Origin of the sequence: Mesorhizobium sp. RIZ17 (assembly GCF_051127865.1) — a bacterium.
GTDB classification, from domain to species: domain Bacteria; phylum Pseudomonadota; class Alphaproteobacteria; order Rhizobiales; family Rhizobiaceae; genus Mesorhizobium; species Mesorhizobium humile.
The window spans coordinates 1,622,737-1,648,500 of the sequence record NZ_CP147861.1 but is presented as its reverse complement, the minus strand read 5'-3'; the positions used below and the strand labels follow the sequence as shown (position 1 = coordinate 1,648,500).

The 25,764-nt window shown below is 65.1% G+C and carries 28 protein-coding genes; 23 read left to right on the top strand and 5 right to left on the bottom strand.

Annotated features, from left to right (window positions below; translation table 11 throughout):
- The 5 genes from odhB (at position 1) to lpdA (ending at position 4,775) form a co-directional block, all read left to right on the top strand.
- Positions 1-1,275, top strand: a complete 1,275-nt coding sequence (gene odhB, locus WDX12_RS08150) for a 2-oxoglutarate dehydrogenase complex dihydrolipoyllysine-residue succinyltransferase (protein ID WP_434724520.1) — start codon at positions 1-3, stop codon at positions 1,273-1,275.
- Between the two features lie 70 nt (positions 1,276-1,345).
- On the top strand, positions 1,346-2,080 hold the full coding sequence (locus WDX12_RS08145) for a DUF4241 domain-containing protein (RefSeq protein WP_434725591.1): 735 nt from the start codon (positions 1,346-1,348) through the stop codon (positions 2,078-2,080).
- The gene (locus WDX12_RS08140; RefSeq protein WP_434724519.1) at positions 2,080-2,592 is read left to right on the top strand and encodes a hypothetical protein; all 513 of its coding nucleotides are present in this window, start codon (positions 2,080-2,082) and stop codon (positions 2,590-2,592) included. The genes WDX12_RS08145 and WDX12_RS08140 overlap by 1 nt, the downstream gene beginning before the upstream one ends.
- Positions 2,589-3,344 (top strand): SDR family oxidoreductase, encoded by a 756-nt coding sequence (locus WDX12_RS08135; RefSeq protein WP_434724518.1) that lies wholly within the window; start codon positions 2,589-2,591, stop codon positions 3,342-3,344. Before WDX12_RS08140 ends, WDX12_RS08135 begins: the two co-directional genes overlap by 4 nt.
- A 24-nt stretch (positions 3,345-3,368) precedes the next feature.
- Entirely contained in the window at positions 3,369-4,775 is a 1,407-nt protein-coding gene (lpdA, locus tag WDX12_RS08130) for a dihydrolipoyl dehydrogenase (protein ID WP_434724517.1), read from the top strand.
- A gap of 844 nt (positions 4,776-5,619) precedes the next feature.
- Here the strand turns inward: lpdA and WDX12_RS08125 are convergent.
- The gene (locus tag WDX12_RS08125; RefSeq protein ID WP_434724516.1) at positions 5,620-6,684 is read right to left on the bottom strand and encodes a TraB/GumN family protein; all 1,065 of its coding nucleotides are present in this window, start codon (positions 6,682-6,684) and stop codon (positions 5,620-5,622) included.
- 326 nt (positions 6,685-7,010) lie between these two features.
- Positions 7,011-7,949: a tyrosine recombinase XerC gene (locus WDX12_RS08120; RefSeq protein ID WP_434724515.1), complete on the bottom strand. Its 939-nt coding sequence runs from the start codon at positions 7,947-7,949 to the stop codon at positions 7,011-7,013.
- Positions 7,950-8,047: 98 nt separating this feature from the next.
- Between WDX12_RS08120 and rimM the strand changes: the two genes are divergently transcribed.
- Both rimM and trmD read left to right on the top strand, forming a co-directional pair.
- Positions 8,048-8,647, top strand: a complete 600-nt coding sequence (rimM, locus tag WDX12_RS08115) for a ribosome maturation factor RimM (RefSeq protein ID WP_434724514.1) — start codon at positions 8,048-8,050, stop codon at positions 8,645-8,647.
- Complete coding sequence (gene trmD / locus WDX12_RS08110) at positions 8,644-9,345, top strand: tRNA (guanosine(37)-N1)-methyltransferase TrmD (RefSeq protein ID WP_434724513.1); 702 nt, start codon at positions 8,644-8,646, stop codon at positions 9,343-9,345. The genes rimM and trmD overlap by 4 nt, the downstream gene beginning before the upstream one ends.
- On the opposite strand, the gene WDX12_RS08105 is transcribed toward trmD, so the two are convergent.
- Positions 9,327-10,079: a sulfite exporter TauE/SafE family protein gene (locus WDX12_RS08105; protein WP_320298091.1), complete on the bottom strand. Its 753-nt coding sequence runs from the start codon at positions 10,077-10,079 to the stop codon at positions 9,327-9,329. The two genes, trmD and WDX12_RS08105, sit on opposite strands and share 19 nt — an antisense overlap.
- Before the next feature lie 344 nt (positions 10,080-10,423).
- Between WDX12_RS08105 and rplS the strand changes: the two genes are divergently transcribed.
- The 8 genes from rplS to leuC all read left to right on the top strand — a co-directional run bounded on the left by rplS (position 10,424) and on the right by leuC (position 16,831).
- Positions 10,424-10,945, top strand: a complete 522-nt coding sequence (rplS, locus tag WDX12_RS08100; RefSeq protein ID WP_140810401.1) for a 50S ribosomal protein L19 — start codon at positions 10,424-10,426, stop codon at positions 10,943-10,945.
- A 174-nt stretch (positions 10,946-11,119) separates the two neighbouring features.
- Entirely contained in the window at positions 11,120-11,554 is a 435-nt protein-coding gene (locus tag WDX12_RS08095) for an organic hydroperoxide resistance protein (RefSeq protein WP_434724512.1), read from the top strand.
- Positions 11,551-12,051: a MarR family winged helix-turn-helix transcriptional regulator gene (locus WDX12_RS08090; protein WP_320298089.1), complete on the top strand. Its 501-nt coding sequence runs from the start codon at positions 11,551-11,553 to the stop codon at positions 12,049-12,051. Before WDX12_RS08095 ends, WDX12_RS08090 begins: the two co-directional genes overlap by 4 nt.
- Positions 12,052-12,221: 170 nt before the next feature.
- A complete protein-coding gene (locus WDX12_RS08085) occupies positions 12,222-13,019 on the top strand; it encodes a basic amino acid ABC transporter substrate-binding protein (RefSeq protein ID WP_320298088.1) in 798 nt (265 codons plus the stop codon).
- A 257-nt stretch (positions 13,020-13,276) separates the two neighbouring features.
- Entirely contained in the window at positions 13,277-14,089 is an 813-nt protein-coding gene (locus tag WDX12_RS08080) for an amino acid ABC transporter permease (RefSeq protein WP_434724511.1), read from the top strand.
- Positions 14,090-14,374: 285 nt separating this feature from the next.
- On the top strand, positions 14,375-15,025 hold the full coding sequence (locus WDX12_RS08075; RefSeq protein WP_434724510.1) for a class I SAM-dependent DNA methyltransferase: 651 nt from the start codon (positions 14,375-14,377) through the stop codon (positions 15,023-15,025).
- A 169-nt stretch (positions 15,026-15,194) separates the two neighbouring features.
- Positions 15,195-15,356 (top strand): hypothetical protein, encoded by a 162-nt coding sequence (locus tag WDX12_RS08070; RefSeq protein WP_434725781.1) that lies wholly within the window; start codon positions 15,195-15,197, stop codon positions 15,354-15,356.
- A gap of 65 nt (positions 15,357-15,421) precedes the next feature.
- Positions 15,422-16,831: a 3-isopropylmalate dehydratase large subunit gene (leuC, locus tag WDX12_RS08065; RefSeq protein ID WP_434724509.1), complete on the top strand. Its 1,410-nt coding sequence runs from the start codon at positions 15,422-15,424 to the stop codon at positions 16,829-16,831.
- Between the two features lie 49 nt (positions 16,832-16,880).
- On the opposite strand, the gene WDX12_RS08060 is transcribed toward leuC, so the two are convergent.
- Positions 16,881-17,186, bottom strand: a complete 306-nt coding sequence (locus tag WDX12_RS08060; protein WP_320298084.1) for a hypothetical protein — start codon at positions 17,184-17,186, stop codon at positions 16,881-16,883.
- A gap of 162 nt (positions 17,187-17,348) precedes the next feature.
- On the opposite strand from WDX12_RS08060, the gene WDX12_RS08055 reads away from it, so the two are divergent.
- Together WDX12_RS08055 and WDX12_RS08050 are read left to right on the top strand one after the other, a co-directional pair.
- A complete protein-coding gene (locus WDX12_RS08055) occupies positions 17,349-18,545 on the top strand; it encodes a GGDEF domain-containing protein (protein WP_434724508.1) in 1,197 nt (398 codons plus the stop codon).
- Positions 18,546-18,951: 406 nt separating this feature from the next.
- A complete protein-coding gene (locus tag WDX12_RS08050; protein ID WP_320298890.1) occupies positions 18,952-20,154 on the top strand; it encodes a GGDEF domain-containing protein in 1,203 nt (400 codons plus the stop codon).
- Here the strand turns inward: WDX12_RS08050 and WDX12_RS08045 are convergent.
- On the bottom strand, positions 20,138-20,494 hold the full coding sequence (locus WDX12_RS08045) for a hypothetical protein (RefSeq protein WP_434724507.1): 357 nt from the start codon (positions 20,492-20,494) through the stop codon (positions 20,138-20,140). The genes WDX12_RS08050 and WDX12_RS08045 overlap by 17 nt on opposite strands.
- A 359-nt stretch (positions 20,495-20,853) precedes the next feature.
- Between WDX12_RS08045 and WDX12_RS08040 the strand changes: the two genes are divergently transcribed.
- The 6 genes from WDX12_RS08040 to WDX12_RS08015 all read left to right on the top strand — a co-directional run bounded on the left by WDX12_RS08040 (position 20,854) and on the right by WDX12_RS08015 (position 25,541).
- Positions 20,854-21,384, top strand: coding sequence for a hypothetical protein (locus WDX12_RS08040; RefSeq protein ID WP_434724506.1), 531 nt, complete (start codon positions 20,854-20,856; stop codon positions 21,382-21,384).
- 285 nt (positions 21,385-21,669) lie between these two features.
- Positions 21,670-22,092: a succinate dehydrogenase, cytochrome b556 subunit gene (gene sdhC / locus WDX12_RS08035; RefSeq protein WP_320298887.1), complete on the top strand. Its 423-nt coding sequence runs from the start codon at positions 21,670-21,672 to the stop codon at positions 22,090-22,092.
- Positions 22,092-22,487, top strand: a complete 396-nt coding sequence (gene sdhD / locus WDX12_RS08030; protein WP_434724505.1) for a succinate dehydrogenase, hydrophobic membrane anchor protein — start codon at positions 22,092-22,094, stop codon at positions 22,485-22,487. The genes sdhC and sdhD overlap by 1 nt, the downstream gene beginning before the upstream one ends.
- A 5-nt stretch (positions 22,488-22,492) precedes the next feature.
- Complete coding sequence (gene sdhA, locus WDX12_RS08025; RefSeq protein ID WP_320298885.1) at positions 22,493-24,325, top strand: succinate dehydrogenase flavoprotein subunit; 1,833 nt, start codon at positions 22,493-22,495, stop codon at positions 24,323-24,325.
- A gap of 2 nt (positions 24,326-24,327) precedes the next feature.
- Entirely contained in the window at positions 24,328-24,762 is a 435-nt protein-coding gene (locus tag WDX12_RS08020; RefSeq protein ID WP_434724504.1) for a DUF3052 domain-containing protein, read from the top strand.
- The gene (locus WDX12_RS08015) at positions 24,762-25,541 is read left to right on the top strand and encodes a succinate dehydrogenase iron-sulfur subunit (protein ID WP_320298883.1); all 780 of its coding nucleotides are present in this window, start codon (positions 24,762-24,764) and stop codon (positions 25,539-25,541) included. The genes WDX12_RS08020 and WDX12_RS08015 overlap by 1 nt, the downstream gene beginning before the upstream one ends.
- Positions 25,542-25,764 lie beyond the last annotated feature (223 nt).

Here is a 25,764-nt window from a genome sequence, read left to right as displayed (position 1 = left end):
ATGGCTACCGAAATCCGCGTCCCCACTCTCGGCGAATCCGTCACCGAGGCGACTGTCGGCAAGTGGTTCAAGAAGGTCGGCGACGCGATCGCCGCCGACGAGCCGCTGGTCGAGCTCGAAACCGACAAGGTGACGGTGGAAGTGCCCGCGGCGGGCGCCGGAACGCTGGCCGAGATCACCGTCAAGGAAGGCGAGACGGTCAATGTCGGGGCGCTGCTCGGCTCGATTTCGGCGGGCGGCGGAGCCCCGGCGACCAAGCCGCAGGCGGTGGCGCAAGCCTCCAGCCCGGATGCTGCATCCACTGGCAAGCAGGCCGCGGCCGAAACCGCCAGAATCGCTGGCGATGCCGGTCAGATCGAGCCACGCACCATGCCGCCGGCGCCTGCCGCCGCCAAGTTGATCGCGGAGGCTAATCTTGCGGTCGACCAGCTCTCCGGTTCGGGCAAGCGCGGCCAGGTGCTGAAGGGCGATGTGCTCGACGCCATCGCCAGGGGCGCGCCCTCGCAGCCGGCCGAAACGCCGAAGGCTGCTCCGGCGCCGGTCGTGGCGCGGGCGCCGTCCTCGACCGAGGATGCGCCGCGCGAGGAACGCGTGCGCATGACCAAGCTGCGCCAGACCATCGCGCGCCGTCTGAAGGAAGCGCAGTCGACCGCCGCCATGCTCACCACCTTCAACGAGGTCGACATGAGCGCGGTGATGGCGCTCAGGTCCAAGTACAAGGACGTGTTCGAAAAGAAGCATGGCGTGAAGCTCGGCTTCATGGGCTTCTTCACCAAGGCGGTGACGCATGCGCTGAAGGAGATCCCGGCGGTCAATGCCGAGATCGACGGCACCGACATCATCTACAAGAATTTCGCCCATGTCGGCGTCGCCGTCGGCACGGAGAAGGGCCTGGTGGTGCCGGTGGTGCGCGATGCCGACCAGATGTCCATCGCCGAGATCGAGAAGGAGATCGGCCGGCTGGGCCTCGCCGCCCGCGACGGCAAGCTGTCGGTCGCCGACATGCAGGGTGGCACCTTCACCATCTCCAATGGTGGCGTCTATGGCTCGCTGATGTCGACGCCGATCCTCAATGCGCCGCAGTCCGGCATCCTCGGCATGCACAAGATCCAGGACCGGCCGGTGGTGGTCGGCGGCCAGATCGTCATCCGCCCGATGATGTATCTGGCGCTCAGCTACGACCACCGCATCGTCGACGGCAAGGAAGCGGTGACCTTCCTGGTGCGCGTCAAGGAAAGCCTGGAGGACCCCGAGCGGCTGGTTCTCGATCTGTGATCGGATCGGTCGTGCCGTGAGCGGCTGGCTGGAGGATTTAGGGTTCGGGCTGGGTCGGGCGGCGCGCGGCTTGCGGCGGCGGATTTTCGGGCGAAGCATCGTGGTGCTTGGCCTCTCCGCCGCCTTGCCATCTCCGGCAGTGGCCACCGACTGGGATGCGGCGACGGCCAGCAGCAATTTCGGCGTCTTCGCGCTCAGCGACGTGCAATTGGCGGAGCGCAAGATCGCCGTCACGCCGATCGGCGAGCTCGAACTGCCGACTGGCGAGATCATCGCCTGCGACCCCCTGATCACGACCGACGACTGGCCGGCGCTGGCCCGCAAGGTGAAACCCGGGCGCTATCCGGTCACGTTGTTCGAGGCGCAGGGCCGCGTCGCCGCCGCTTTCCTGCGCTTCCGTTCCGGGGTGCCGGTGCGCTGGGAGCTCGCCGTCCTGCCCGGACAGGACGTCTCGACGCTGAACGGCGACGAGATCTTCGGCTACCCCGTCGATGCCGGCCTCGGCGCGTTCATGGACAAGGCGGCGATGGCCCTGATGACGGCCGCGCAGGACAAGCTCAAGCCCGATCAGAACTATTATGACGATGTGCTGGCGGCCGAGTTCGCGCCCAACCAGGACCGGTTCGTCATGCATCATCCGGACGCCGCCAATCCGGTCAACATCGCGATGTTCTGGAGCGGCTGGGGCGATGGTTTCTACCCATCCTTCTGGGGGCTGGACGCGGTGGGCGAGCCAGTGGTCCTGATGACCGATTTCGGCGTGCTCGAAAATGCCGATGGCCGCGAAAACAACCAGGCAAAGTGATGACGAATGCCGCCTCGCCCATGATCGGATTGATGGCCGGGTCGCTGGCTCTCACGGCCGCGACTTCCGGCGCGCGGGCTGCCTGCCCGATCCAGCTCGCCGTCTATGGCGAGGCCCAGAGCGGCGCCGAGATCGACTTCACGCCGGCCGGCACCTCGGCGACCATCACCAATTCCTTCCGCATGAGCCTCGACAACAATGTCGTGCTCGACGGCATCGCCATGTGGACCGAGGGCAGCGCCGCGCGGCCGCATGGCTCGCTGATGTACAAATGCCCGACCGGCGACGTCACCGGCGAGGAGCTTGCCGCCTGCACGGTCTGGGAGGGCGTCATCTACAGCGCCGACGAGAAGGGCAGCGTCGGCCTGCTGCCGGCCGAAGGCGCCGACGCGCCGAAAACCCTGATCTTTCCCGATCTCGGGCCGTCGCTCGAAATGTCGGCGGCCTATGGCCCCGCCGGCTTCTCCAAGGTGCCATGGGACATCTTCGTGCTGAAAGGCTGCCAGGAATGAGCGCGCACATGAAGACGCTGCTGGTCACCGGCGGCAGCCGCGGCATCGGCGCCGCCATCTGTCGGCAGGCGAACCAGGCCGGCTACCGCGTGGCCATCAACTACGCCTCCAACCAGGCGGCGGCAGACGGGCTGGTCGCCGAGCTGAAAGCCGCTGGCGGCGATGCCTTCGCGGTCAAGGGCGATGTCGGCAACGAGGCCGATGTCCTCGCGATGTTCGAGATGGTCGACAAAACCTTCGGCGGGCTCGACGCCTTCGTCAACAATGCCGGCATCGTCGACGTCAAGGCGCGGGTCGACGAGATGAGCGTGGCGCGGCTGGAGCGCATGATGCGCATCAACGTCGTCGGCTCCTTCCTTTGCGCGCGCGAGGCGGTGAAGCGCATGTCGACCCGTCACGGCGGCAAGGGCGGCGCCATCGTCAACCTGTCCTCGGCGGCAGCAAGGCTCGGCTCGCCCGGCGAATATGTCGACTACGCCGCCGCCAAGGGCGCGATCGACACCATGACCATCGGGCTCGCGCGGGAGGTGGCTCTCGAAGGTATCCGCGTCAACGCGGTCAGCCCCGGCATCACCGACACAGAAATCCACGCCTCGGGCGGGCAGCCCGACCGCGTGGCGCGGATGCAGGATTTGCTGCCGATGAAACGCGCAGGCACGCCGGATGAAGTCGCCAGCGCGGTTCTCTATCTTCTGTCGGACGCGGCCTCCTATATAACGGGCTCGATCCTGAATGTGAGCGGCGGCCGCTGAGGCCAGATAAAAGGACAAGACCATATGGCTTATGACGTCGTAATCATCGGATCGGGACCGGGCGGCTATGTCTGCGCCATCAAGGCGGCACAGCTCGGGCTGAAGACGGCGGTGGTCGAGAAGAACGCCACCTTCGGCGGCACCTGCCTCAACATCGGCTGCATTCCCTCGAAGGCGCTGCTCCACGCTTCCGAGATGTTCGCCGAGGCCGGCCACGCCTTCGATACGCTCGGCGTCGAGATACCGGCGCCAAAACTCAATCTGAAGAAGATGATGGCGCATAAGGACACGACGGTCGCCTCCAACGTCAACGGCGTCGCCTTCCTGTTCAAGAAGAACAAGATCGATGCCTTTCGCGGCACCGGCAAGGTGGTCGGGGCCGGCAGGGTCTCGGTGACCGGCGAGGACGGCAAGGTCGAGGAGATCGAGACGAAGAACATCGTCATTGCTACCGGCTCTGATGTCGCGGGCATTCCGGGCGTCAAGGTCGATTTCGACGAGAAGGTGATCGTCTCCTCCACAGGCGCGCTGTCGCTGGCCAAGGTGCCCGCCACCCTCGTGGTGGTCGGCGGCGGCGTCATCGGGCTGGAGCTCGGCTCGGTCTGGGCCAGGCTCGGCGCCAAGGTCACGGTCGTCGAGTTTCTCGACACTATCCTCGGCGGCATGGACGGCGAGGTGTCGAAGCAGTTCCAGCGGCTCCTGTCCAAGCAGGGCTTCGAGTTCAAGCTCGGCGCCAAGGTCACCGGCGTCGCCAAGGCCAAGAAGGGCGCCACCGTCACCTTCGAACCGGTCAAGGGCGGTGCTGCCGAAACCATCGAGGCGGATGTCGTGCTGGTCGCCACCGGACGGCGTCCCTATGCCGACAGCCTCGGCCTGAAGGAAGCGGGCGTCGAGGTCGACGAGCGCGGCCGCGTCAGGACCGACGGGCATCTGAGGACCAACGTGCCCGGCATCTATGCCATTGGCGACGTCGTCGCCGGGCCGATGCTGGCGCACAAGGCCGAGGACGAGGGTGTCGCGGTCGCCGAGACGATCGCCGGCCAGGCCGGCCATGTGAACTACGACGTCATCCCGAGCGTCGTCTACACCAGCCCGGAGATCGCCTCGGTCGGCAAGACCGAGGAGGAGCTGAAGAAGGCGGGCATCGACTACAAGGCCGGAAAATTCCCATTCAGCGCCAACGGCCGCGCGCGCGCCATGCTGCACACCGACGGCTTCGTGAAGATCCTGGCCGACAAGGCGAGCGACCGCGTGCTGGGTGTCCACATCGTCGGCTTCGGCGCCGGCGAGATGATCCACGAGGCGGCGGTGCTGATGGAATTCGGCGGCTCGTCGGAAGACCTGGCGCGGACCTGCCACGCCCATCCGACGATGTCGGAAGCGGTGAAGGAAGCCGCGCTGGCGACATTCTTCAAGCCTATTCATATTTAAGGACGCGCCACGCGCCGACATCGAAAGCCCATCGCTTCGTCATCCTAAAGCATGTCTCCCGGAAGTGGTCCCGGTTTCGGGACAAAGACATGCTTAAGATCAAAGACTTAAAGCAGGTTGCGTGAATCCTTTTTCACGCGACCTGCTTTAGGGCGAAGCAAGGAGCGGAGCGACGCGCGCAGACCCTAGGATCCATGCCGTGACGCTAAGGCGTTGCAGCGGTTACAGAATTCTGCACCGTTGCGCTCCATGGCAACGGTCACGGCATGGATACTCGGGTCAAGCCCGAGTATGACGAAGGCATGATAGCCCCCAACAAAACGGCCCGCCAAAAGGCGGGCCGTTCGTCGTCAAGCTGTAGCCCGATCACTGCGCCGGGGCAGGTGCCGGAGCAGGGGCCGGCGCGGGTGCAGGAGCCGGGGCCGGGGCCGGGGCCGGGGCCGGAGCCGGCGCGGGAGCCGGGGCAGGCGCCGGAGCGGGTGCCGGCTCAGGGGCTGGGGCAGGCGTTGCAGGCGCAGGGGCCGGCGTGCTGGCGGCCGGCGGCTCAGCCGGGGCCGGGGCGTGCTCGCCGCCGCTTCTGCCAAAGACATAATACGCAACAATAGCCAGGATAATGACAACAAGGGCGATCAGCCACCCGCTGCCGCCACCACCGCCACTCGAGGTGGGAGGCGTGCTCGAAGGGGTGAAGGGGTCGTTAGGGTTCGCCATGAAACGTGTCCTCCTTGGATGAAAGTCATCAAAATAACAGCCATCAACGCGCTGATCCCGCATCGGGTTTCACGCGAACGGACGGAAAGCGCTGAAAAACCGGCGTTTTCAGGTCCGCCAGCCGCCAGACGACTCAGTTGACGGCGGTAACAATATACCCTGCCTTGCGAAAATCCTCGACCAGTCCTTCGGGACCGGGCAGATGCATGGCGCCGACGGCCATGAAAACGTTGCCCTTGGCCAATATCGGCTCGGCATGCGCCGCCATCACCTTGTTGCGGCTGGTGATCATGGTCTGTTCGAAGGCGGCATAGCCGGCCTTGTCGTCCGCCGTTTCCGGCAAGACGGCCCGGAAGAGCGGCCAGAACATGCCGACCTCGCCACGCTGGTAGAGCACGATCATGGTCTCGTTGACGTCGTTCACCTTGTCGCTGAGCTTCATCGTCTCGACCAGGCTCTTCATATGGAATTCGAGCGGCAGCGAGGCCATGGCGCGCAACTGATCGACGGCGGTCTCGAGCCCTTCGACGTCCTTTCCCGAGGCCTTGGCGTCCGAAGCGAGCTTGACGTCCAGCACGGGTTCGCCGGCGCTCTGGCGCGCCACCTCGCAGGCCGGCAACGCCATCATCGCCGACAGGATCCACGGCTTCATCTTGGCAACCGTCGCCGGCGGAATGCCGCGCGCGTCGAGCCCCTTGTTTAGCGCCGCCGCATCGTCCGGCGACAGCAGCGACGACAGTGTGGTGTTGTCGGTGAACATCATCAGGCCGGGTTCGCTGACCATGGCGGCCATCATCTTGGCCTTGTCGAGTGCGTCGGTGGTCTCGATGACGATCGTGCCGGCGCCGTCATAGGCTTTCTGCGCGGCGACCGGCAGCGTGGTGACGCGCGTATCGGTCATGTGCATGGTGCCGAACAGATAGGACGGCTTTTCGCCCGGTTTCTCCAGCTTCCACAGCAGTCCCTTGCCGTTGGGGACGGCCGCGGCCTCGGTCTCGACCTTCTTGAAGGCGGCGGGATCGCTCTTTTCCAGCGCGGTCAAAAGATCGGCGCCGGCGCAGCTGGGGGCTTGCGCATGCGCCCGGCCGGCAAGCAGCAGAACGACAAGGAAAGACAGGAAGAACAGCAGGTTGAGCGCCGCGAGCAGCTTCAACGAGACAAGGGCCGCGTGGTCGGCGATGGCGATGACGCGTTTCATGAGAAGCGTCTTAGCCCCGAAAAGCGGCAAAACGGTTAACCGGCGGGGTGAAATTGTTTGAGGTGCGGAGTCGGATGGAATGCCCTTCGTGGTTAGCGGAAACGCCCATCGGGTCGTCATCCACGGGCGGAGCAAGGAGCGCAGCGACGCGCGCAGACCCGAGGATCCATTCCGTGACTTCAACGTGTTGCAAGGGTGCAGAATTCTGCTCCGTTGCGCCCTACGATCAGGGTCACGGCATGGATTCCAGGGTCTGCGCGCGTCGCTTCGCTCCTTGTCCGCCCCTAGAACGACGACGTCGGAGGGCTCAGGATGACCCCAAGATTTCACGCCCTTGGATGCGCCTTCTCGTAAATGTCGAGCAGCCTTGCGGTGTCGACGCCGGTATAGATCTGCGTGGTCGACAGGCTGGCGTGGCCGAGCAGTTCCTGGATGGTGCGCAGGTCGCCGCCGCGGCCGAGCAGATGGGTGGCGAAGGAATGCCGCAAGGCATGCGGCGTCGCGGTGTCGGGCAGGTTGAGCGCCGAGCGCAGCTTGGCCATCTCGCGCTGGACGATGGCCGGGTTGAGCGGGCCGCCACGCGCGCCGCGGAACAGCAGTTCCTTGGCATCGATGTGGAAGGGACAGAGCTGGCGGTATTCGATGACCGCCTTGCGGGCCACCGGCAGCACCGGCACCAGCCGCGTCTTGCCGCCCTTGCCGGTGACGCGCAGCACGGTGTCGGCCTCCGAGGTGAGGTCGCCGCCGGTCAGTCCAAGCGCTTCCGAAATGCGCAGGCCGGAGCCGTAGAGCAGCGTCAGCACCGCGGCGTTGCGGGCGGCGATCCAAGGTTCGTCGGCGAGCTGGCCTTCCACCGCCACGACCTGTTTGGCGTCGCTTGCCGTCAGCGGCTTGGGCAGCGATTTCGGCTGGCGCGGCGCGCGCAGCGCCGCAGCACCCGCAGCATTGACCATGCCGCGCCGTTCGAGAAAGTGCAGCAGCGAGCGGATGCCGGCAAGGCCGCGCCCCAGCGTGCGGGCGCCGGCGCCGTCATTGCGGCGCTTGGCGAGGAAGCCGCGCAGGTCGGCCGGGCGCAGGTCGGCGATGTCCGAAATACCCGGTGAGCCGCCGCAATGTCCGGTCAGGAAATGCAGGAACTGGCGGGTGTCGCGCTCATAGGCCTCGACGGTTTCCGGCGACAGCCGGCGCTCATGCGCCAGCGTCTTCAGCCAGGTCTCGCGCGCCGCCTGAAGGTCGGGTTTTGCCGGGATGAGGAATTCCTGCATGTCGGCAGTTTCGGACAAGCGGGTTAGGAAGCGGTGAAGAGGCGATCATTGAAATGACGGCTTGACGGGGTTAGAGCAGAGCAAAGGAAGCGCCGCCGATGTCGAAGCTCGAAAATCCCGTACAGATGGCCGTGATCGGTGCCGCGCACGGCATCAAGGGCGAATTGCGGGTGAAAACCTTCACCGGCGATCCGCTGGCGCTGGCCGATTACGGACCGCTCTTTGCCAAGGATGGCCGTGCCTTCCTGATCCTGGACATCAGGTCGGCTGGCACCGTCGTGGTCGTGCGCTTCAAGGGCGTCGCTGACCGCAACGCCGCCGAGGCGTTGGCCGGCACCGAGCTTTTCGTCGACCGCTCGGTGCTGCCCGACGATGGCGAGGAAGACGAGTTCTATCACGCCGACCTCATCGGCCTCGACGTCAGGGACGATACGGGCGTCATCGGCAAGGTCGTCGCCGTGCATAATTTCGGCGGCGGCGACATACTCGACGTCACCCTTGCCGGCCGCAAGGGCGTGCTGATCCCGTTCACGCAGGCCGCGGTGCCGCATGTTTCGATCGCCGACGGATTCGTGGAGGTCAACCCTCAAGCGGCGGGGCTGGTTGAAGACGAAGAAGACGGCGAAGTGCCCAAGGATGCCGGCTTCGACCCGAAGGGCAGGCCGCGCGGACCGAAGGACGCCGGGGGCAACCGTTGAGCTTTGCCGCTTCGGTGCTGACGCTCTATCCGGAGATGTTCCCGGGCGCGCTCGGCCTATCGCTGGCCGGCCGCGCGCTGGAGGCCGGGACATGGTCGCTTGAGGCGATCCAGATCCGCGATTTCGCCACCGACAAGCATCGCACCGTCGACGACACGCCGGCCGGCGGCGGCGCCGGCATGGTGATGCGCGCCGACGTGCTGGCAAGAGCGCTCGACCACGCCTCGCCGCCGGGCGATGAACGTCCGAGGCTGCTGATGAGCCCACGCGGCAAACCGCTGACGCAGGCGCGCGTGCGCGAGCTGGCCGCCGGGCCGGGCGCCGTCATCCTGTGCGGCCGTTTCGAAGGCGTCGACCAGCGGCTGATCGAGGCGCGGGGGCTGGAGGAGGTCTCGATCGGCGATTTCATCCTGTCGGGCGGGGAGCCCGCGGCGCTGGTGTTGCTCGACGCCGTTGTGCGGCTGTTGCCCGGGGTCATGGGCAATGCCGTCTCGGGCGAGGAAGAGAGTTTCGAGAACGGCCTGCTCGAGCATCCGCATTACACGCGGCCGCAGGAATTCGAGGGCAGGCCGATCCCGGACGTGCTCATCTCCGGCAACCACAAGAAGATTGCCGACTGGCGGCGCGCCGAGGCCGAGAAGCTGACGCGGGAACGGCGGCCGGATCTTTTGGCGGCGGATCAGCCCTTGGTGAAGTAGTAAAAGGCGAGGAACAGGCCGACGGCGACGACGAAGCCGCGCACGACGCCCTGCGGCACGCGCTTGGCGATCCAGACGCCGGCGTAGCCGCCAAGCGCGCCGCCCGGGATCATGACGATCGCTTGCGGCCAGGCGACGACGCCGCCGGAAACGAAGACGAGGATGGCGATGGCAGCGATGACCACAGCCAGCATGTTCTTCAGCGCATTGAGCTTGTGATAGTCGCCGGCCTGGGTCAGGCCGAGCGTGGCCAGCATCATCACGCCCATGCCGGCGCCGAAGAAACCGCCATAGACCGACGTCAGGAATTGCGCCAGCGAGCCGGCAAGCGTGCCGACCGAGGCCTGGTGCTCCGGTCCGGCTGTCGGTTTAAGCCACGGCCCGGCGGCGAACAGCGCGGTCGCGGCGATCAGCAGCCAGGGGACGAGCGCTCGAAAGGATGGATTGGAGAGCGCGAGCAGGATGAGCGAGCCGGCCAGCGCGCCGAAGGCGGAAATCATGCAAAGCAGCAGCGCCTGGCGCCAGAAATGTTTTATGTCGTCGCGATAGGCCAGCGTCGAGGTGATGTAGCCGGGAAACTGCGTCACCGAGGAGGTGGCGTTGGCGACGATCGGCGGTACGCCGACCAGCGTCATGGCGCCGAAGGTGACGAAGGTGCCCCCGCCGGCGACGGCATTGACCGCGCCGGAGACAAAACCCGACAGAAAGAGCAAGACGGCATCGAAAAAAGTCATCTTCCCCGCTTAGAAAGCTTGCGAGGCCCGCGCAACCCGGCACGGCCGCAATAAACGTGGGCCATGGACGCAAAATATGCCTCAAAGTCCTTGTTTTGATGCATGTCGTCGTCCCAGAACCGCGCACACTTCCGGGCGACATGCATTAGGGGCGTGACAAAGCGGCAAAATGGCTGTATGTCGCCGCCCGAACCGGAAGAACGATCTTTCGGACCCGTCAACAAGTGCGGTGTAGTCGTCCCTGCCCGATGTTTCGACAAAGGGCATAGCCGAGCGGTCATTGGAACTGCAAGGCGAGCGCAGGACGCTCTGACTGTCGGAAGAACAAGAAGTGGATATTTGAGATGGATCTCATCCGTCAGCTCGAGGCCGAACAGGCCGCCAAGATCGAAGCCAAGCGCAAGCTGCCCGAATTCCAGCCGGGCGACACCGTGCGCGTCCAGGTGCGCGTCACCGAAGGCACCCGCACCCGCGTCCAGGCCTATGAGGGCGTCGTCATCGCCCGCGCCGGCTCCGGCTTCCAGGAGAATTTCACCGTGCGCAAGATTTCCTACGGCGAAGGCGTCGAGCGCGTTTTCCCGGTTTACTCGCCGATGGTCGAGGGCGTCGAGATCGTGCGCCGCGGCAAGGTGCGCCGCGCCAAGCTCTATTACCTGCGCGACCGTCGCGGCAAGTCGGCCCGCATTTCGGAAAACACCGGCGTGCGCGCCCGCAAGCTGAACGACGAAGAGCGTGATGCTTTGGCCGCCGAGCGCGCCCGCATCGAGGCCGAGAAGGTCGCCGCCGCCCAGGCGCTGGCCGCCGAGACGGCCGCCAAGGAAGCCGCTGAGAAGAAGGCCGCCGCCGAGGCTGCTTCGGCCGAATAAGGTTTTTTGCGAAACAAATTTTGGAAAGGCGGCTTCGGCCGCCTTTTTCATTTCTGCCACCGCCTTCATCTCACCAAGCCGTGATCGCTTGCGGCAAGAAAACCGCTTCGTCGTCGTTGACAGCTAATTATCTTGCACACTAAATGATCGTGTACAAATCAAATGGAGATAAAAATGTCGGCACTTTACAGCACCCAGGCTCACGTCAGCGGCGGCCGCAACGGTCATGGCGAGACCAGCGACGGCCTGCTCAAGGTCGATCTGGCGATGCCGAAGGAACTCGGCGGCAAGGGTGGCGCCACCAATCCCGAGCAGCTTTTCGCGGTCGGCTACGCGGCCTGCTTCGAAAGCGCGGTGCGTTTCGTCGCCCGCCAGCAGAAGCTGCCGCTGCAGGACGCTTCGGTCACGTCCACGGTGAGCCTCTATCCGAACGACCAGGGCGGCTTCCGTCTTGGCGTTTCGCTGGCGGCCGAGATCAAGGGGCTTGATCAGGCGGGCGCAGAGGCGCTTGTATCGGAAGCGCACAAGATTTGCCCCTATTCCAACGCCATCCGGGGCAATATCGATGTGGCGCTCTCGACGGTGGCGCGTCCGGCAAAGGCAGCATGACGACTGAAACCGAAATTCGGCCCAGCGACGTCCCGGCGGATAGCGCCGGGGCGTTTCCCGTGCCGCGTCTCGACCAGCAGCTCTGCTTCGCGCTTTATTCGGCAAGCGGGCTGATGACGAAGCTCTATCGACCGTTGCTCGATCCGCTCGGCCTCACCTATCCGCAATATCTGGCGATGCTGGCGCTGTGGCAGCGTTCGCCGAGCACGGTCGGCGAGCTTGGTGAAGCGCTGGGTCTCGATTCGGCGACGCTGACGCCCTTGATCAAGCGCATGGAAGCGGGCGGCCTGGTGACGCGCCGGCGCGACAGCGCCGACGAACGCCGGGTGCTGGTCGAGCCGACAGCCAAGGGCGAGGCGCTGCGGGCGAAGATGAAGGACGTGCAGGAAGGGCTCAGCTGCGGCATGCCGCTGGAGCGGGCCGAGCTCAAAGCCCTGCACGGCACGCTGACACGGCTGGTCGCCGGACTGCGCGAGTCCACGGCGGACCAGGACTGATCACGGCAACGGTCATCCTCGAAACCATCCTTGAAGAGCATCGGATTGCGTATTGGCGCGCCAGGTCGCGGCAGACCGGCTTGCAAGGCGCTTGCGGCAAGCTAAAGTCGGTGCCAGGATTTTTCCTGGCCGCGAAAATTGCTGCGCGGTCGCACATTCGGGGATTTGTCATGACCAAGTCGAAACTGCTGCTGGCCGCCATGGTGGCCTGCCTTCTCGCGCCTGTCGCCGCACTCGCCGACAATTTGCCCGATCTCGGTGGCAAAAAGGTCGTGGTGGTGACGGAAAACGCCTATCCGCCGCTGCAGTTCATCGACAAGAAGACAGGCAAGCAGATCGGCTGGGAATATGACGCGATGGACGAGATCGCCAAGCGGCTGAACTTCAAGGTCGAGTACCAGAACACCTCCTGGGACGCGATGATCCAGGCGGTTTCCGACAACCAGTACAACATCGGCATGACCGGCATCACCATCAAGGACGACCGCAAGGAGAAGGTCGACTTCTCCGACCCCTATATGCGCTCGGAGCAGTTCATGCTGGTGCGCGGCGATGAAAGCCGCTTCACCGACGCCAAGAGCTTCGGCGCCTTCAAGGACGGGCTGATCGGCGCGCAGCCCGGCACCACGCCGTTCTACACCGCCGTCTACAGCGTGCTCGACGGCAACGAGCAGAACCCGCGCATAAAGCTGTTCGAGACGTTCGGCGCGACGGTGCAGGCGCTGAAGACGGGCGACGTCGATGTCGTGCTCACCGACGGCACCGCCGGTCAGGGCTATGTCGACGCCTCCGAAGGCAAGCTGAAGCTGATCGGCGGGCCGCTCGGCACCGAGGATTTCGGCTTCATCTTCCCGAAGGGCTCCGACCTGGTGAAGCCGGTCAACGCCGCGATCGCCGCGCTCAAGGCCGACGGCACGTTCGACAAGCTCAACAAGAAGTGGTTCCTCGATTACAAGATGGGGCAGTAGGCCCTGTTGACGGCAGTGCCTGTGCAGGAAATCGCGCTGACATTGCGCCCAGGCCCCCCTCTCTGCCCTGCCGGGCATCTCCCCCTCGAGGGGGGAGATTGGCAGCTCCGCCGACGGTGCTCTTCATTCAACGCTGGTGATTGGCGAAGGCCAATGCGAAGTTCAATCTCCCCCCTTGAGGGGGAGATGGCCGGCAGGCCAGAGAGGGGGGCCTGGGCACTGCCCTCTCCGGGCTTCCCGTCCGGCGAAACCACCTGATGGCAACGCCGCCCTCCGCTGCCAAACCCGAATTCCCCTGGTGGCTGGCGGCCGCCCTCGTCCTTGCTTTGGCCGCCGCCCTCGCCATTGCCTCCAGCGACCTCTATGCGCAGGTCTTCGCCACCGTCGCCAAGGGCATCGGCATCACCATCTTCGTCACCGCGGTCGCTTTCGCCTTGGCCTCCGCGCTTGGGCTCGGCATCGCGCTGATGGCGCTGTCGGGATCGCAGTGGCTGCGCCAGGTCGCGCGCTTCTATGTCGAGATCATCCGCGGCGTGCCGATCCTGGTGCTGTTGTTCTGGATCGCCTTCGCCGGGGCGCCGGCCTTCGTCGCGGCCTGGAACGCGCTGACCGCGCCGCTGCAGGGAGCCGGCCTGATGGGCGAACTGCTGGTGCGCGATGTGTCGCTGCTGTGGCGCGCCATCATGGCGCTGACCATCGGCTACTCGGCCTTCATCTCGGAAGTGTTCCGGGCCGGCATCCAGTCGGTCGAGAAGGGCCAGATCGAAGCCGCCAAGGCGCTTGGGCTCAGCCGAGCGCAGCGCTTCCGGCTGATCGTCTTCCCGCAGGCGATCCGCATGATCCTGCCGCCGCTCGGCAACGACTTCGTCGCCATGGTCAAGGATTCCTCGCTGGTCTCCGTGCTCGGCGTCGCCGACATCACCCAGATCGGCAAGGTCTATGCCGCCGGCTCGTTCCGCTTCTTCGAGACCTATTCGATCGTCGCCTATATCTACCTCATCCTGACCGTCGGCCTGTCGCTGGCGCTGCGGGCGCTGGAACAGCGGCTGCGCCGCCAGCATCAGGAATAGCCGGCGGCAAAAGTCCGCGCTACGATCCAGGGTGTGTTGATATTCAGGTGATGCCGGCCTGCAAATGATGGTTTTCTGCGCTTCCGGTGCTCACGGACCCGAATGTCCGCTCCGCTCCGGCCTTCGCCGGCCGAAGCCCTCATAAGTGTCTCTGCTCTATGAAGGCTACGGCCGGCGTAGGCCGGTTCTCGAAAGCCACCTTGTTTGGTCGCTTCGCGCCCGTCTTCGACTCCGACTCGGCCTGACCTGAATCTCAACACACCCTAAGGCCAAGAGGATCGTTTCATGAATTTCGACAAGGCCAACGCGGCGCTGGACTCCGTCTACACGGCCGACACGCCGGAAGGGCTTGCCAAGGCCTATGCCGACTGGGCGGCGACCTATGACAGCGAGACCGCCTCGCTCGGCTACCTCCTGCCTTTCCTGATCACCGCCTGGGTGGCGCGGCACGTGCCGGCGGGCGAAGGTCCGCTGCTCGACGCCGGCTGCGGCACCGGCCTGTCGGGGCCGTCGTTGAAGGCCTTGGGCTATGGCGACATCGCCGGGCTCGACCTCTCCGACGACATGCTGAAGATCGCCGGCAGCCGCCAGGCCGATGGCAAGCCGGCCTATAGCGAGCTGAAGAAGGCGATGCTCGGCGGACCGCTGCCCTGGGCCGACCGGCATTTCCGCGCCTTCTTCTCGACCGGCGTCTTCACCATTGGCCATGCGCCGGCCTCCGGGCTGCACGAGCTGGCGCGCATCACCAAAAGCGGCGGCCACGCCATCTTCACCGTGCGCGACCAGGTTTTCGAGAGCGGCGGTTTTCAGGCGGTGTTCGACGAGCTGGAGCGGGCGAAGAAATGGCGCCTGGTGGAGCAAAGCCCATGGTTCCGCTGCTACGCCATCGGCGATCCGGAAGCGCTGGTGAAGACGTTTGTGTTTGAGGTGATGTGAGCGCTACTTGCCTTCTCCCCTTGTGGGAGAAGGTGGATCGGCGCGTAGCGTCGAGACGGATGAGGGGTGTTCCAGCGGAGTGAGACGTTGGTGGCATCTGGAGCACCCCTCATCCGTCGCCTTCGGCGACACCTTCTCCCGCAAGGGGAGAAGGGGAGCGTCGCGCTAATTGCCGAAAAGCCAAAACATTGCTATCTACGCCGCCATGGAAAAGCTTTTCAGCGATCCGGCCTACAAGGGTTTCGTGCTGCAGGACAGGAAGCGCCTGCCGTCGCGATTTTCCGCGCGGGTCTGCGGCGCGCTCACCAGCCGACTTAGCCAGGCCGACTGATCGAAGTCGCTTGCCGGCCGAAGGCCGTCAGCTTTCCGATTTCTCATATCGACGGATTTACGCACATGAGCGCACCGCGCACCCTCTACGACAAGATCTTCCACGACCACACGGTCGACCGCCAGGACGACGGCACCTGCCTGCTCTACATCGACCGCCACCTCGTGCACGAAGTCACCAGCCCGCAGGCCTTCGAGGGCCTGCGCATGACCAACCGCAAGGTCCGGCATCCGGAAAAGACGCTGGCCGTGGTCGACCACAACGTGCCGACCTCGCCCGAGCGCAAGTTCGGCATCAAGAACGAGGAAAGCCGCATCCAGGTCGAGGCGCTGGCCAAGAACGCCAAGGATTTCGGCATCGAATATTATTCCGAGAACGATATCCGCCAGGGCATCGTCCACATCATCGGGCCGGAACAGGGTTTTACGCTGCCGGGCATGACCATCGTCTGCGGCGACAGCCACACCTCCACGCATGGCGCTTTCGGCGCGCTGGCGCATGGCATCGGCACGTCCGAGGTCGAGCATGTGCTGGCGACGCAAACGCTGATCCAGCGCAAGGCCAAGAACATGCTGGTGCGCGTCGACGGCCAGTTGCCGGAAGGCGTCACCGCCAAGGACATCATCCTGGCCATCATCGGCGAGATCGGCACCGCCGGCGGCACCGGCTACGTCATCGAATATGCCGGCGAGGCGATCCGCTCGCTGTCGATGGAAGGCCGCATGACGATCTGCAACATGTCGATCGAGGGCGGCGCGCGGGCCGGCCTGATCGCGCCGGACGAGACGACCTTCGCCTATGTGAAGGACAAGCCGCGCGCGCCGAAGGGCGCCGCCTGGGACGCCGCGCTCGCCTATTGGAAGACGCTCAATTCGGACGAAGGCGCGCATTTCGACAAGGTGGTCGTGCTCGACGCGGCCAAGCTGCCGCCGATCGTCTCCTGGGGGTCCTCGCCCGAGGACGTCGTCTCGGTGCAGGGCATCGTGCCCAATCCCGAAGAGATCGCGGACGAGAACAAGCGTACGTCGAAGATCCGCGCGCTCGACTATATGGGGCTGACGCCGGGAACCAAGATCACCGACATCGCGCTCGACCGCGTCTTCATCGGCTCCTGCACCAATGGCCGCATCGAGGATTTGCGCGCCGCCGCCAAGGTGGTCGAGGGCAAGAAGGTCAACCCGCGCGTCAACGCCATGATCGTGCCGGGTTCCGGCCTGGTCAAGGAACAGGCGGAGGCCGAAGGCCTCGACAAGATCTTCGTCGCCGCCGGTTTCGACTGGCGCGAACCGGGCTGCTCGATGTGCCTGGCCATGAACGACGACCGGCTGAAGCCGCATGAGCGCTGCGCCTCGACCTCGAACCGCAATTTTGAGGGCCGGCAGGGTTTCAAGGGCCGCACGCACCTGGTGTCGCCGGCCATGGCGGCGGCGGCGGCGATCGCCGGCCACTTTGTCGACATCCGCGACTGGAAGTAACCGCAGCGCTCAACAAAGGGCCCGGACACGTCGCCCGGCCCTTTGCTTTCTATCTGCGAACGATCTCGTGAAACTCCTCGCGCCGGCCGGGCTCGTCGGCGGCGACGACCAATGCGAGCTGCCGCTCGTCGAAGATTTTGAACCACTCATCCCATTCGACCAGCTCGTAGCCACCGGCATTGGGCGGTCGCTCCGGCCGGTCCTGGTCCTCATAGGCTTGCTGGTCGAAAACCAGGCGCAGCATGGCTTGCGTTCCGGCCTCGGGCGAGACATCGACGATGGCCGGGAAACCGGCGCGCGCTGCCGCCCAGGAGCGGATTTCATCGTGATCGGTCAAAGTGATCGTCTCGGCCATCTCGATCGTCTCCTGTCTGGCGCTCCTGCCTGGCCCGACAACGCCGCTTCGGCAGGCCGGTTCCGTATGGCTCCGCGACGTATTTATCGGAGGGCTTAACCGCTTGTTTGGGCTTAAGTCCTAGTATCTCCCGTTGGGTAAGTTGGGGAAAGTCGCAGTCCTTTGGACACCGGTCTGCTCATAGCGCTGCTCAATCCGACGATAGCGCTGGCGCTTGGCGCCGCGTTCCTCGTGCTTTTTTCCTATCAGCGCCATCGCCCGTATCTGGCGGCGCTCGGCGCGAGCTATTGCCTGTCGGCGCCGGGATTCCTGCTGCAATATTTTACGCTTCCGGTCGGCGTGGCGCTGACCAAGCTCACCTCCAACATCTGCTTCACGATCGCTGCCTGCTGCCTGTCCAGCGCGATCGTCGCGCGCTACGGGCGGCGCGTGCCCTATGTCGGCATCGGTATCGTGACCGGAGGCGGGCTCTGCGCCTTCATCTGGTTCATGTTTGTCCAGCCGGACCTCACCTGGCGCGTGCTTGGGATGAATTTCGGCTTCGGCGCGCTCAGCCTGCTGGTCGCCGCCGAACTGAGAACGGTACGCAACAACGGCCCGACCGAGAAGATCCTGTTCGCGCTGTCGCTGCTTTCCGGGCTGAACTTCATCGTCCGCACGCTGGTCGTCGTGATCGCGCATGGGCCGTTCCCCAGCTATGACGGCTTCTACGGTTCCTCCTACTGGACGACGGCGCTGCTTTCGCATGCGCTGTTGTCGCTGCTGATCGCGCTTTGCCTGTTCACGGCCGCCGCGCTCGACGTGATGAGGGCGCTGAAGGCCGAGACCCATACCGACCCGCTCTCCGGGATCCTCAACCGCCGCGGTTTCGAGGAGCGGGCGACGCTGCTGCTCGACCAGTGCGGCAAGGCCGGCTTTCCCGTCGCCCTGGTGCTGGCCGACCTCGATCACTTCAAGGCGCTGAACGATCGGCACGGACATGAGGCCGGCGACCGGGTGATCGCCGACTTCGCATCCAAGCTGCGCTCCGCCACCGGCGCGCGCGGGGCCGCCGGGCGCATCGGCGGCGAAGAGTTCGCCGTGCTGTTGCCGCTCAGCGACCTGGGGGCGGCAAGGCTCTTCGCCGAAGCGATCCGTTCCTTCTATTCGGCCGGCGCGATCGACGGCCTGCCGCCCGGCATCAGGGTCACCGCGAGCTTCGGCGTTGCCGCCCGCTCCGGCAGGGAAGGACTGATGCCATTGATGCGGCGCGCCGACGAGGCGCTCTACAAGGCCAAGAAGACCGGCCGCGACAGCGTTCGTCTGTCCTACGAGCGGCCTGAAACGACGTTCGTCACCGAACCGCTCGCCGTCGGCTGAGGCGGGTTGACCTCCCACGCCCAAACCCAGTAGGCGAACGCAACGTTCGCGATTGGCCGGAGCGAATGCAGCTTCGTCATCCTTGGGCGAAGCAAGGAGCGAAGCGACGCGCGCAGACCCGAGGATCCATGCCGTGACCTCAATCGAAGGATGCGGCGGCCCTGAAACAAGCGTCTTGGTCCGCTGTGAACTCTGCCCAATTCTGACCTGCTTTGCGCGTCACGGATGTCACGGCATGGATTCCAGGGTCTGCGCGCGTCGCTTCGCTCCTTGCTCCGCCCTAGAGTGACGAAACAACGGGCGTTTCCGGCTAATCACGGAGGTCTGCGGTCTCTGCCACAGTTAGCGTTAACGTGTTTTTCGCCCGTCGATGCTTTTCTGTCCGGACCATCCGACGAAGGAACATATGGGCAGCGCCGACTTCATACTGATGATCAACCTCGTCGTCGCCGGGCTGCTGGCGGCGGCATTCATGGCGGTTGCCGTCTATGGCACCGGGCGCGTGTCGGCGCGCTGGCTTGCCTTCAGCTACCTGCTCGGCATGGCCTATTTCGCCATCGAATTCAGTATCCCCGCCTTCGCGGACGCGCGGCTGCCGGTCGTTGCCGCCTTTGCCGTGTTCCTCGGCGCAACCGTCGCCTTCAACGGCGGGATCGCCCACAAATATGGTGTGAGGCCGCCCTGGTCGCCGATGCTGTGCTTCCTCGTCGTCGCCTCCGTCGCCGTCTATCTGGTGCAGGACCTGCCGCGCCACTCGCTGACGCGCATGATGGCCTACCAGCTTCCCTACGCCGTCATGCAGTTCACCGCGCTCGGCATCGTGTTGTCCTCGAGGCAAAGGCTCGCGCGGCTCGACCATCTGCTTGCGCTGGTGCTTGGCGCCAGCGCAGTGCAGTTCGCTTCCAAGCCGCTCATCGCCGGCGCACTGGGCGGCTGGGGCGCCAACCCGCAGGCCTATGTGCAGACCAGCTACGCGCTGGTCTCGCAATCGCTCGGCACCGTGTTCGGGTTGGCGCTGGCGCTGCTTGCCTTGGCCGTGCTGGTGCGCGACGCGCTCAACGAGGCGACCTCGAAATCGGAAACCGACACCTTGTCGCGGCTCTACAACCGCGGCGGCTTCGAACGCCATGCTGACCTTGCCATGCGGGATGCCGTCCGGCGCGGCGTGCCGGTGGCGCTGGTGATCGCTGATCTCGATTATTTCAAGAGCATCAACGACAGCTACGGCCATGCCTGCGGCGACCGCGTGATCGAGAGCTTCGCCGGTTTCCTGCGCGAAGCCGCGGCTGAACACCATGTCGCAGGCCGCATCGGCGGCGAGGAGTTCGCCATCATCCTGCCGGGCACCAATCTCGCCGCGGCGCGGCTGTTTGCCGAAGGCGCGCGCAACGCGTTCGGCGCCCTGCCGATCGATGGCCTGCCCGCCGAGCACCGCTGCAGCGCGAGCTTCGGCGTGGCCGAGCTTGCCGCCGATGAGGGTTTCGCCGATCTTTTGCGGCGCGCCGACGCAGCGCTCTACGACGCCAAGAATGCCGGGCGCGACTGCGTTCGCGTGTCAGGCGCGCTGCGGCGGCGCCAGGCGCCGACGATCTTCAACGGCAAGGGCTGAGATTGGGCATCTCGCCGTCGGAAAGCCCGTACATATAGGAGCGGCCCTTCACCAGCACCGGCGGCTGGTAGCAGCCGGGCGAGCCGGGCTCGTCCGCATCGTCATAGACGACATCCGGCTGGCCGGCGCTGGTGAATTCGGAAAGCTTTTTCGCAAGCCTGCCCTCGCCGACGATGATGCGCTTGTAGCCGGCGGCGCTGTCGATGACGAGATTGCCGAAGGAATCGGCATAGACGCGGTCGTGATGGCGCAGGCCGGCTTCGGCCGGCGCGGCGATCGCCGTCACCAGCCCCGCCAGCGCAATGGCGGCAAGGCTTGCCCGCACGGAATTCGAACGCATGTCGCTCTCCCTTCGTCGGCGCGATCGCGCCTGGAATATGGTTCGAATCGGAAATTAACCCTTTCTTAACCTTTGTTAAGAGGCGGGCGGCTTTCGGCGCCGGTTCTTAAGGAACATGGTTAATTTTGAGCGGACCGGCTTCCCAGGAAACGGGCCGGTCGGGAGCTGCGCTGACTCCGGGTCAACTTGATCTCGCGGCGCCGCGTGGCTACAGCGGTCCACCACTTCACGGAAACGGCAACCGCCTATCTCTTTGTTTCGACGCGATTCCGGACGGAGGCTACGGCGAAGGCGCCGAGCCCAACCGTTCACACTTTTCCTGGAATTGCTGTAGCGTGCCGCGCACGAAAGGGCAGCTTATGAACTTTGGCCACACGGTTGGGGTATCGATCGCCATCCCGCTGCTTCTCGCGGCCGCGGCCTGCGTGCCGCAGGACGGTGCGCCGAAGGCGGCGAATGCCGCGCCGCCGCCTGCGGCTTCGCCTGCGCCGATCCAGCAGTCCGCCACGCCCGCCGCGGCGGTACCCACAGCGCCCCCGACCTCCGCGGCGGCCCCAGGATCTGCTACGGCCCCAGGATCTGCTACGGCCAAGACGCCCGCGCCGCCTGCCGCACCGCCAACCAAGATCGTCACCGACCTTACCGCGCCGCGGTCCGGCATCGGCACGGCCACCTACAGATGCGGCAATGGCGGCATGATCACCATCCAGAATGTGGGCAGCGCATTACGCGTCATGCGGCCCGATGGCTCGACCGAGGAGTTCGCCGCTTCGCCCGCCAACCAGAGCAGCCGCTACCAGGAAGCCGCGACGCATGACGCAATCGTGATCGACGGGCGCGAGGCGCTGGTGATGAAAAGAGGGTCGACGCCGCAGACCTGCAAACGCTGAGCTGCGACGAAGTTCGGTGAGGCCGGCCTGACCCGAATCTCGATGCACTCGGGCATCTCGTGGTCATCTGATTGCTGCACTGCAGCGAACGTTGCGCCGGCTTCGAAACAGCCGCTAATCGATTGAAGCGCGCGACGGCCAGTTTGTCAGACTAAATGATGTTTCCAAAACGATTTTCCGGCTTTGACGCGGTGCAAAAAGAGCATTAGAAACCGGCTGTCCGAAGCCATATGTGAGGGCGGCAAACGCCGCATCGCGGCTCCAGGATGCCGAACTGGGGGAGCCATGAGCAAATCACCAGCCACCCGCGCAATTGCCAGACGTGAACGACCGCTTTCACCGCATCTGACGATCTACCGGCCGCCGATCACGATGACGATGTCGATCATCCATCGCATCACCGGCGGCGCGCTCTATTTCGGGACGCTGCTGGTGGCGGCGTGGCTGATCGCCGCTTCGAGCTCGCAGGCCGCCTTCGACGAGGTCAACTGGGCCTTCGGTTCCTGGCTCGGCCGGCTGGTTCTGTTCGGTTACACCTGGGCGCTGATGCACCACATGCTGGGCGGGCTGCGCCACCTCGTCTGGGACACCGGCGCGGGATTGGAAAAACACACGGCCTCGAAGATCGCCTGGGCGACGCTCGCCGGCTCGATCGTGCTGACGCTGCTGATCTGGATCGCCGGCTACATGGCGCGGGGAGCTTTCTGATGAGCGCGAACAACAACGATATGCGCACGCCGCTCGGCAAGGTGCGCGGCCTGGGCTCGGCACGCGAAGGCACGCAGCATTTCTGGCGCCAGCGGCTGACGGCGATCGCCAACATCCCGCTGCTGTTGTTCTTCGTCGGCTTCCTGATCGCGGTCAACGGCCATGGCTACACTGAAGTGCGGGCGTCGCTCGCCAATCCCTTCGTGGCGCTGGTGCTGGCGCTGGTGCTGATTTCCGGCCTCTACCACATGCGACTCGGCATGCAGGTCATCATCGAGGACTATGTGCATGGCGAAGGCATGAAGCTGGCGCTGATCGCCCTCAACACCTTTTTCTGCGTTGCAGTCGGCGTCGCTTCGCTGTTTGCCCTGCTCAAACTCGCATTCGGAGGCTGAAGGCCTTGGCCAAGGATACAAGCAAGACGGCTTCCGCCTACACTTTTGTCGACCACAAATTCGACGTCGTGATCGTCGGCGCCGGCGGCGCCGGCCTGCGCGCCACGCTCGGCATGGCCGAGCAGGGATTGCGCACCGCCTGCATCACCAAGGTGTTCCCGACGCGCTCGCACACGGTCGCGGCGCAAGGCGGGATCGCGGCCTCGCTCGCCAATATGGGTCCCGACAACTGGCAGTGGCACCTCTTCGACACCGTCAAGGGCTCGGACTGGCTGGGCGATATCGACGCGCAGGAATACATGGTGCGGGAGGCGCCTGCCGCCGTCTACGAGCTCGAGCATTACGGCGTGCCGTTCTCGCGCACGGAAGAGGGCAAGATCTACCAGCGGCCCTTCGGCGGCATGATGATGAATTTCGGCGAAGGCCCGCCGGTGCAGCGCACATGCGCGGCCGCCGACCGCACCGGTCATGCCATGCTGCACACGCTCTACGGCCAGTCGCTGAAGAACAATGCGCAGTTCTTCATCGAATATTTCGCGCTCGATCTGATCATGGAACCGGACGGCACCTGCACCGGCGTCGTCGCCTGGAACCTCGACGACGGCACCATCCATCGTTTTTCGGCAAAGATGGTGGTGCTGGCAACCGGCGGCTATGGCCGCGCCTATTTCTCCGCCACCTCGGCGCATACCTGCACCGGCGACGGCGGCGGCATGGCCGCACGCGCCGGCCTGCCGCTGCAGGACATGGAGTTCGTGCAGTTCCATCCGACCGGCATCTACGGCGCCGGCTGCCTGATCACCGAGGGTGCGCGCGGCGAAGGCGGCTATCTCGTCAACTCCGAGGGCGAGCGCTTCATGGAGCGCTACGCGCCGTCCGCCAAGGACCTTGCCTCGCGCGACGTGGTCTCGCGCTGCATGACCATGGAGATCCGCGAGGGGCGCGGCGTCGGTCCGAAGAAGGACCATATCTTCCTCCACCTCGACCATCTCGATCCGGCCGTGCTGCATGAGCGGCTGCCGGGCATTTCGGAATCGGCCAAGATCTTCGCCGGCGTCGACCTCACCAAGGAGCCGATCCCGGTGCTGCCGACGGTGCACTACAATATGGGCGGCGTGCCGACCAACTACTGGGGCGAGGTGCTCAACCCGACGGCCGAAAATCCCGATCGCGTGTCACCCGGCCTGATGGCGGTCGGCGAGGCCGCCTGCGCCTCGGTGCATGGCGCCAATCGGCTGGGCTCCAACTCGCTGATCGACCTCGTCGTGTTCGGCCGCGCGGCGGCGATCCGCGCCGGCCAGGTCATCGACCGCAAGTCGGCGATCCCCGCGCCCAACGAAGCTTCGGTCGAGAAGATCATGGATCGCTTCGACCGGCTGCGGCACGCCAACGGTCCGACGCCGACAGCCGTGCTGCGGGAGAAGATGCAGAAGGCGATGCAGGAAGACGCCGCGGTGTTCCGCACGCAGGAATCGCTGGAGAACGGCTGCAAGCGCGTTTCGCAGATCTGGGGCGAGCTGAAGGACATCAAGGTCACCGACCGCTCGATGATCTGGAATTCCGACCTGGTCGAGACGCTGGAGCTGGAAAACCTGATGGCCAACGCCATTACCACGGTCTACGGCGCCGAGGCGCGCAAGGAGAGCCGCGGGGCGCATGCGCGCGAGGATTTCTCCGCCCGCGACGACGCCAATTGGCGCAAGCATACGCTGGCCCATCTGAGCGAAGACGGCAAGGTGACGCTCACCTACCGGCCGGTGCACACAGAACTGCTGCTGGCGGAAAAGGACGGCGGCATCAACCCGGCCAAGATCGCGCCGAAGGCCAGGGTGTACTGATCATGGCGCTCGCGGCCACCGGATATTCCGGCACGCCCCTTCCGGCCAAGCTCGGCCTGAAGGACGGCATGGTGGCCGCCTTCATCGCGCTGCCGCCGGAGCTCGATGGACTGGCGGAAGCCGTATCCTTTGCCGGCGTAGATCGGCTGTCCAAATGGGCGGCGATCTCGGGTCGCCAGAAATACGATGCCGTGCACGCCTTCACCCGGCAGCGCGCCGAGATCGAGGACGGCCTTGCCGGCATCGAGACGGCGATCAAGCGCGACGGCATGGTCTGGGTCTCCTGGCCGAAGAAGGCCTCGAAAGTGCCGACCGACGTCACCGAGGACGTGATCCGGTCAGAGGCGCTGAAGCGCGACCTGGTCGACGTCAAGGTCGCCGCCGTGAACGAAATCTGGTCCGGGCTGAAGCTCGTCATCCGAAAGGACCGCAGGTAATGGTCGAACTGACACTTCCCAGGAATTCGAAGGTCGAGCAGGGCAAGACCTGGCCGAAGCCGGAGGGCGCGACGAACCTGCGCGAATACCGCATCTACCGCTGGTCGCCGGACGATGACGAAAACCCGCGCATGGACACCTATTTCGTCGACATGGACGATTGCGGGCCGATGGTTCTCGACGCGCTCTTATGGATCAAGAACAAGATCGATCCGACGCTGACGCTGCGCCGCTCCTGTCGCGAAGGCATCTGCGGCTCCTGCGCCATGAATATCGACGGCTCGAACACGCTGGCCTGCACCAAGGGCGTGGAGGACATTTCCGGCGCGGTGAAGGTCTATCCGCTGCCGCATATGCCGGTGATCAAGGATCTCGTACCGGACCTCACCAATTTCTACGCCCAGCATGCCTCGATCGAACCCTGGCTGAAGACGGTCTCGCCGACGCCGGCCAAGGAATGGCTGCAGAGCCATGAGGACCGCGAGAAGCTCGACGGGCTCTACGAGTGCATCCTGTGCGCCTGCTGCTCGACATCCTGCCCGAGCTACTGGTGGAACGGCGATCGTTATCTCGGCCCGGCCACCCTGCTGCAGGCCTATCGCTGGCTGATCGACAGCCGCGACGAGGCGACCGGCGAGCGGCTCGACAACCTCGAAGATCCGTTCCGGCTCTATCGCTGCCACACCATCATGAACTGCGCGCAGACTTGTCCCAAGGGCCTCAATCCCGCCAAGGCGATCGCCGAGATCAAGAAGATGATGGTGGAGAGAAGGGTCTGAGGCGAAGGCTGTTCGCTCGCGATAACCTTGAACGCAGCTATCCTTCGCGCCCCCTCTGGCCTGCCGGCCATCTCCCCCGCTTGGGGGGAGATTGGCTGTCATCGCGGCTTTCGCCAATCTGCAGGCTTGAAGGATGAGGTGCCGTCGGCGAAGCTGCTGATCTCCCCCCAAGAGGGGGAGATGTCCGGCAGGACAGAGGGGGGCGCTGTCCCGCCGACTTCAA

What these genes read in the sequence shown, in the direction of transcription:
- WDX12_RS08125 (WP_434724516.1), bottom strand. Translation starts at nt 6,684, where the DNA reads ATGAAACGCGTCATCGCCATCGCCGACCACGCGGCCCTTGTCTCGTTG.
- WDX12_RS08015 (WP_320298883.1), top strand. Translation starts at nt 24,762, where the DNA reads ATGGTCGAACTGACACTTCCCAGGAATTCGAAGGTCGAGCAGGGCAAG.
- leuC (WP_434724509.1), top strand. Translation starts at nt 15,422, where the DNA reads ATGAGCGCACCGCGCACCCTCTACGACAAGATCTTCCACGACCACACG.
- WDX12_RS08020 (WP_434724504.1), top strand. Translation starts at nt 24,328, where the DNA reads ATGGCGCTCGCGGCCACCGGATATTCCGGCACGCCCCTTCCGGCCAAG.
- odhB (WP_434724520.1), top strand. Translation starts at nt 1, where the DNA reads ATGGCTACCGAAATCCGCGTCCCCACTCTCGGCGAATCCGTCACCGAG.
- rplS (WP_140810401.1), top strand. Translation starts at nt 10,424, where the DNA reads ATGGATCTCATCCGTCAGCTCGAGGCCGAACAGGCCGCCAAGATCGAA.
- WDX12_RS08050 (WP_320298890.1), top strand. Translation starts at nt 18,952, where the DNA reads ATGGGCAGCGCCGACTTCATACTGATGATCAACCTCGTCGTCGCCGGG.
- WDX12_RS08040 (WP_434724506.1), top strand. Translation starts at nt 20,854, where the DNA reads ATGAACTTTGGCCACACGGTTGGGGTATCGATCGCCATCCCGCTGCTT.
- sdhD (WP_434724505.1), top strand. Translation starts at nt 22,092, where the DNA reads ATGAGCGCGAACAACAACGATATGCGCACGCCGCTCGGCAAGGTGCGC.
- WDX12_RS08105 (WP_320298091.1), bottom strand. Translation starts at nt 10,079, where the DNA reads ATGACTTTTTTCGATGCCGTCTTGCTCTTTCTGTCGGGTTTTGTCTCC.
- WDX12_RS08090 (WP_320298089.1), top strand. Translation starts at nt 11,551, where the DNA reads ATGACGACTGAAACCGAAATTCGGCCCAGCGACGTCCCGGCGGATAGC.
- lpdA (WP_434724517.1), top strand. Translation starts at nt 3,369, where the DNA reads ATGGCTTATGACGTCGTAATCATCGGATCGGGACCGGGCGGCTATGTC.
- WDX12_RS08140 (WP_434724519.1), top strand. Translation starts at nt 2,080, where the DNA reads ATGACGAATGCCGCCTCGCCCATGATCGGATTGATGGCCGGGTCGCTG.
- WDX12_RS08135 (WP_434724518.1), top strand. Translation starts at nt 2,589, where the DNA reads ATGAGCGCGCACATGAAGACGCTGCTGGTCACCGGCGGCAGCCGCGGC.
- sdhC (WP_320298887.1), top strand. Translation starts at nt 21,670, where the DNA reads ATGAGCAAATCACCAGCCACCCGCGCAATTGCCAGACGTGAACGACCG.
- WDX12_RS08095 (WP_434724512.1), top strand. Translation starts at nt 11,120, where the DNA reads ATGTCGGCACTTTACAGCACCCAGGCTCACGTCAGCGGCGGCCGCAAC.
- rimM (WP_434724514.1), top strand. Translation starts at nt 8,048, where the DNA reads ATGTCGAAGCTCGAAAATCCCGTACAGATGGCCGTGATCGGTGCCGCG.
- WDX12_RS08045 (WP_434724507.1), bottom strand. Translation starts at nt 20,494, where the DNA reads ATGCGTTCGAATTCCGTGCGGGCAAGCCTTGCCGCCATTGCGCTGGCG.
- WDX12_RS08080 (WP_434724511.1), top strand. Translation starts at nt 13,277, where the DNA reads ATGGCAACGCCGCCCTCCGCTGCCAAACCCGAATTCCCCTGGTGGCTG.
- WDX12_RS08085 (WP_320298088.1), top strand. Translation starts at nt 12,222, where the DNA reads ATGACCAAGTCGAAACTGCTGCTGGCCGCCATGGTGGCCTGCCTTCTC.
- WDX12_RS08075 (WP_434724510.1), top strand. Translation starts at nt 14,375, where the DNA reads ATGAATTTCGACAAGGCCAACGCGGCGCTGGACTCCGTCTACACGGCC.
- WDX12_RS08120 (WP_434724515.1), bottom strand. Translation starts at nt 7,949, where the DNA reads ATGCAGGAATTCCTCATCCCGGCAAAACCCGACCTTCAGGCGGCGCGC.
- WDX12_RS08060 (WP_320298084.1), bottom strand. Translation starts at nt 17,186, where the DNA reads ATGGCCGAGACGATCACTTTGACCGATCACGATGAAATCCGCTCCTGG.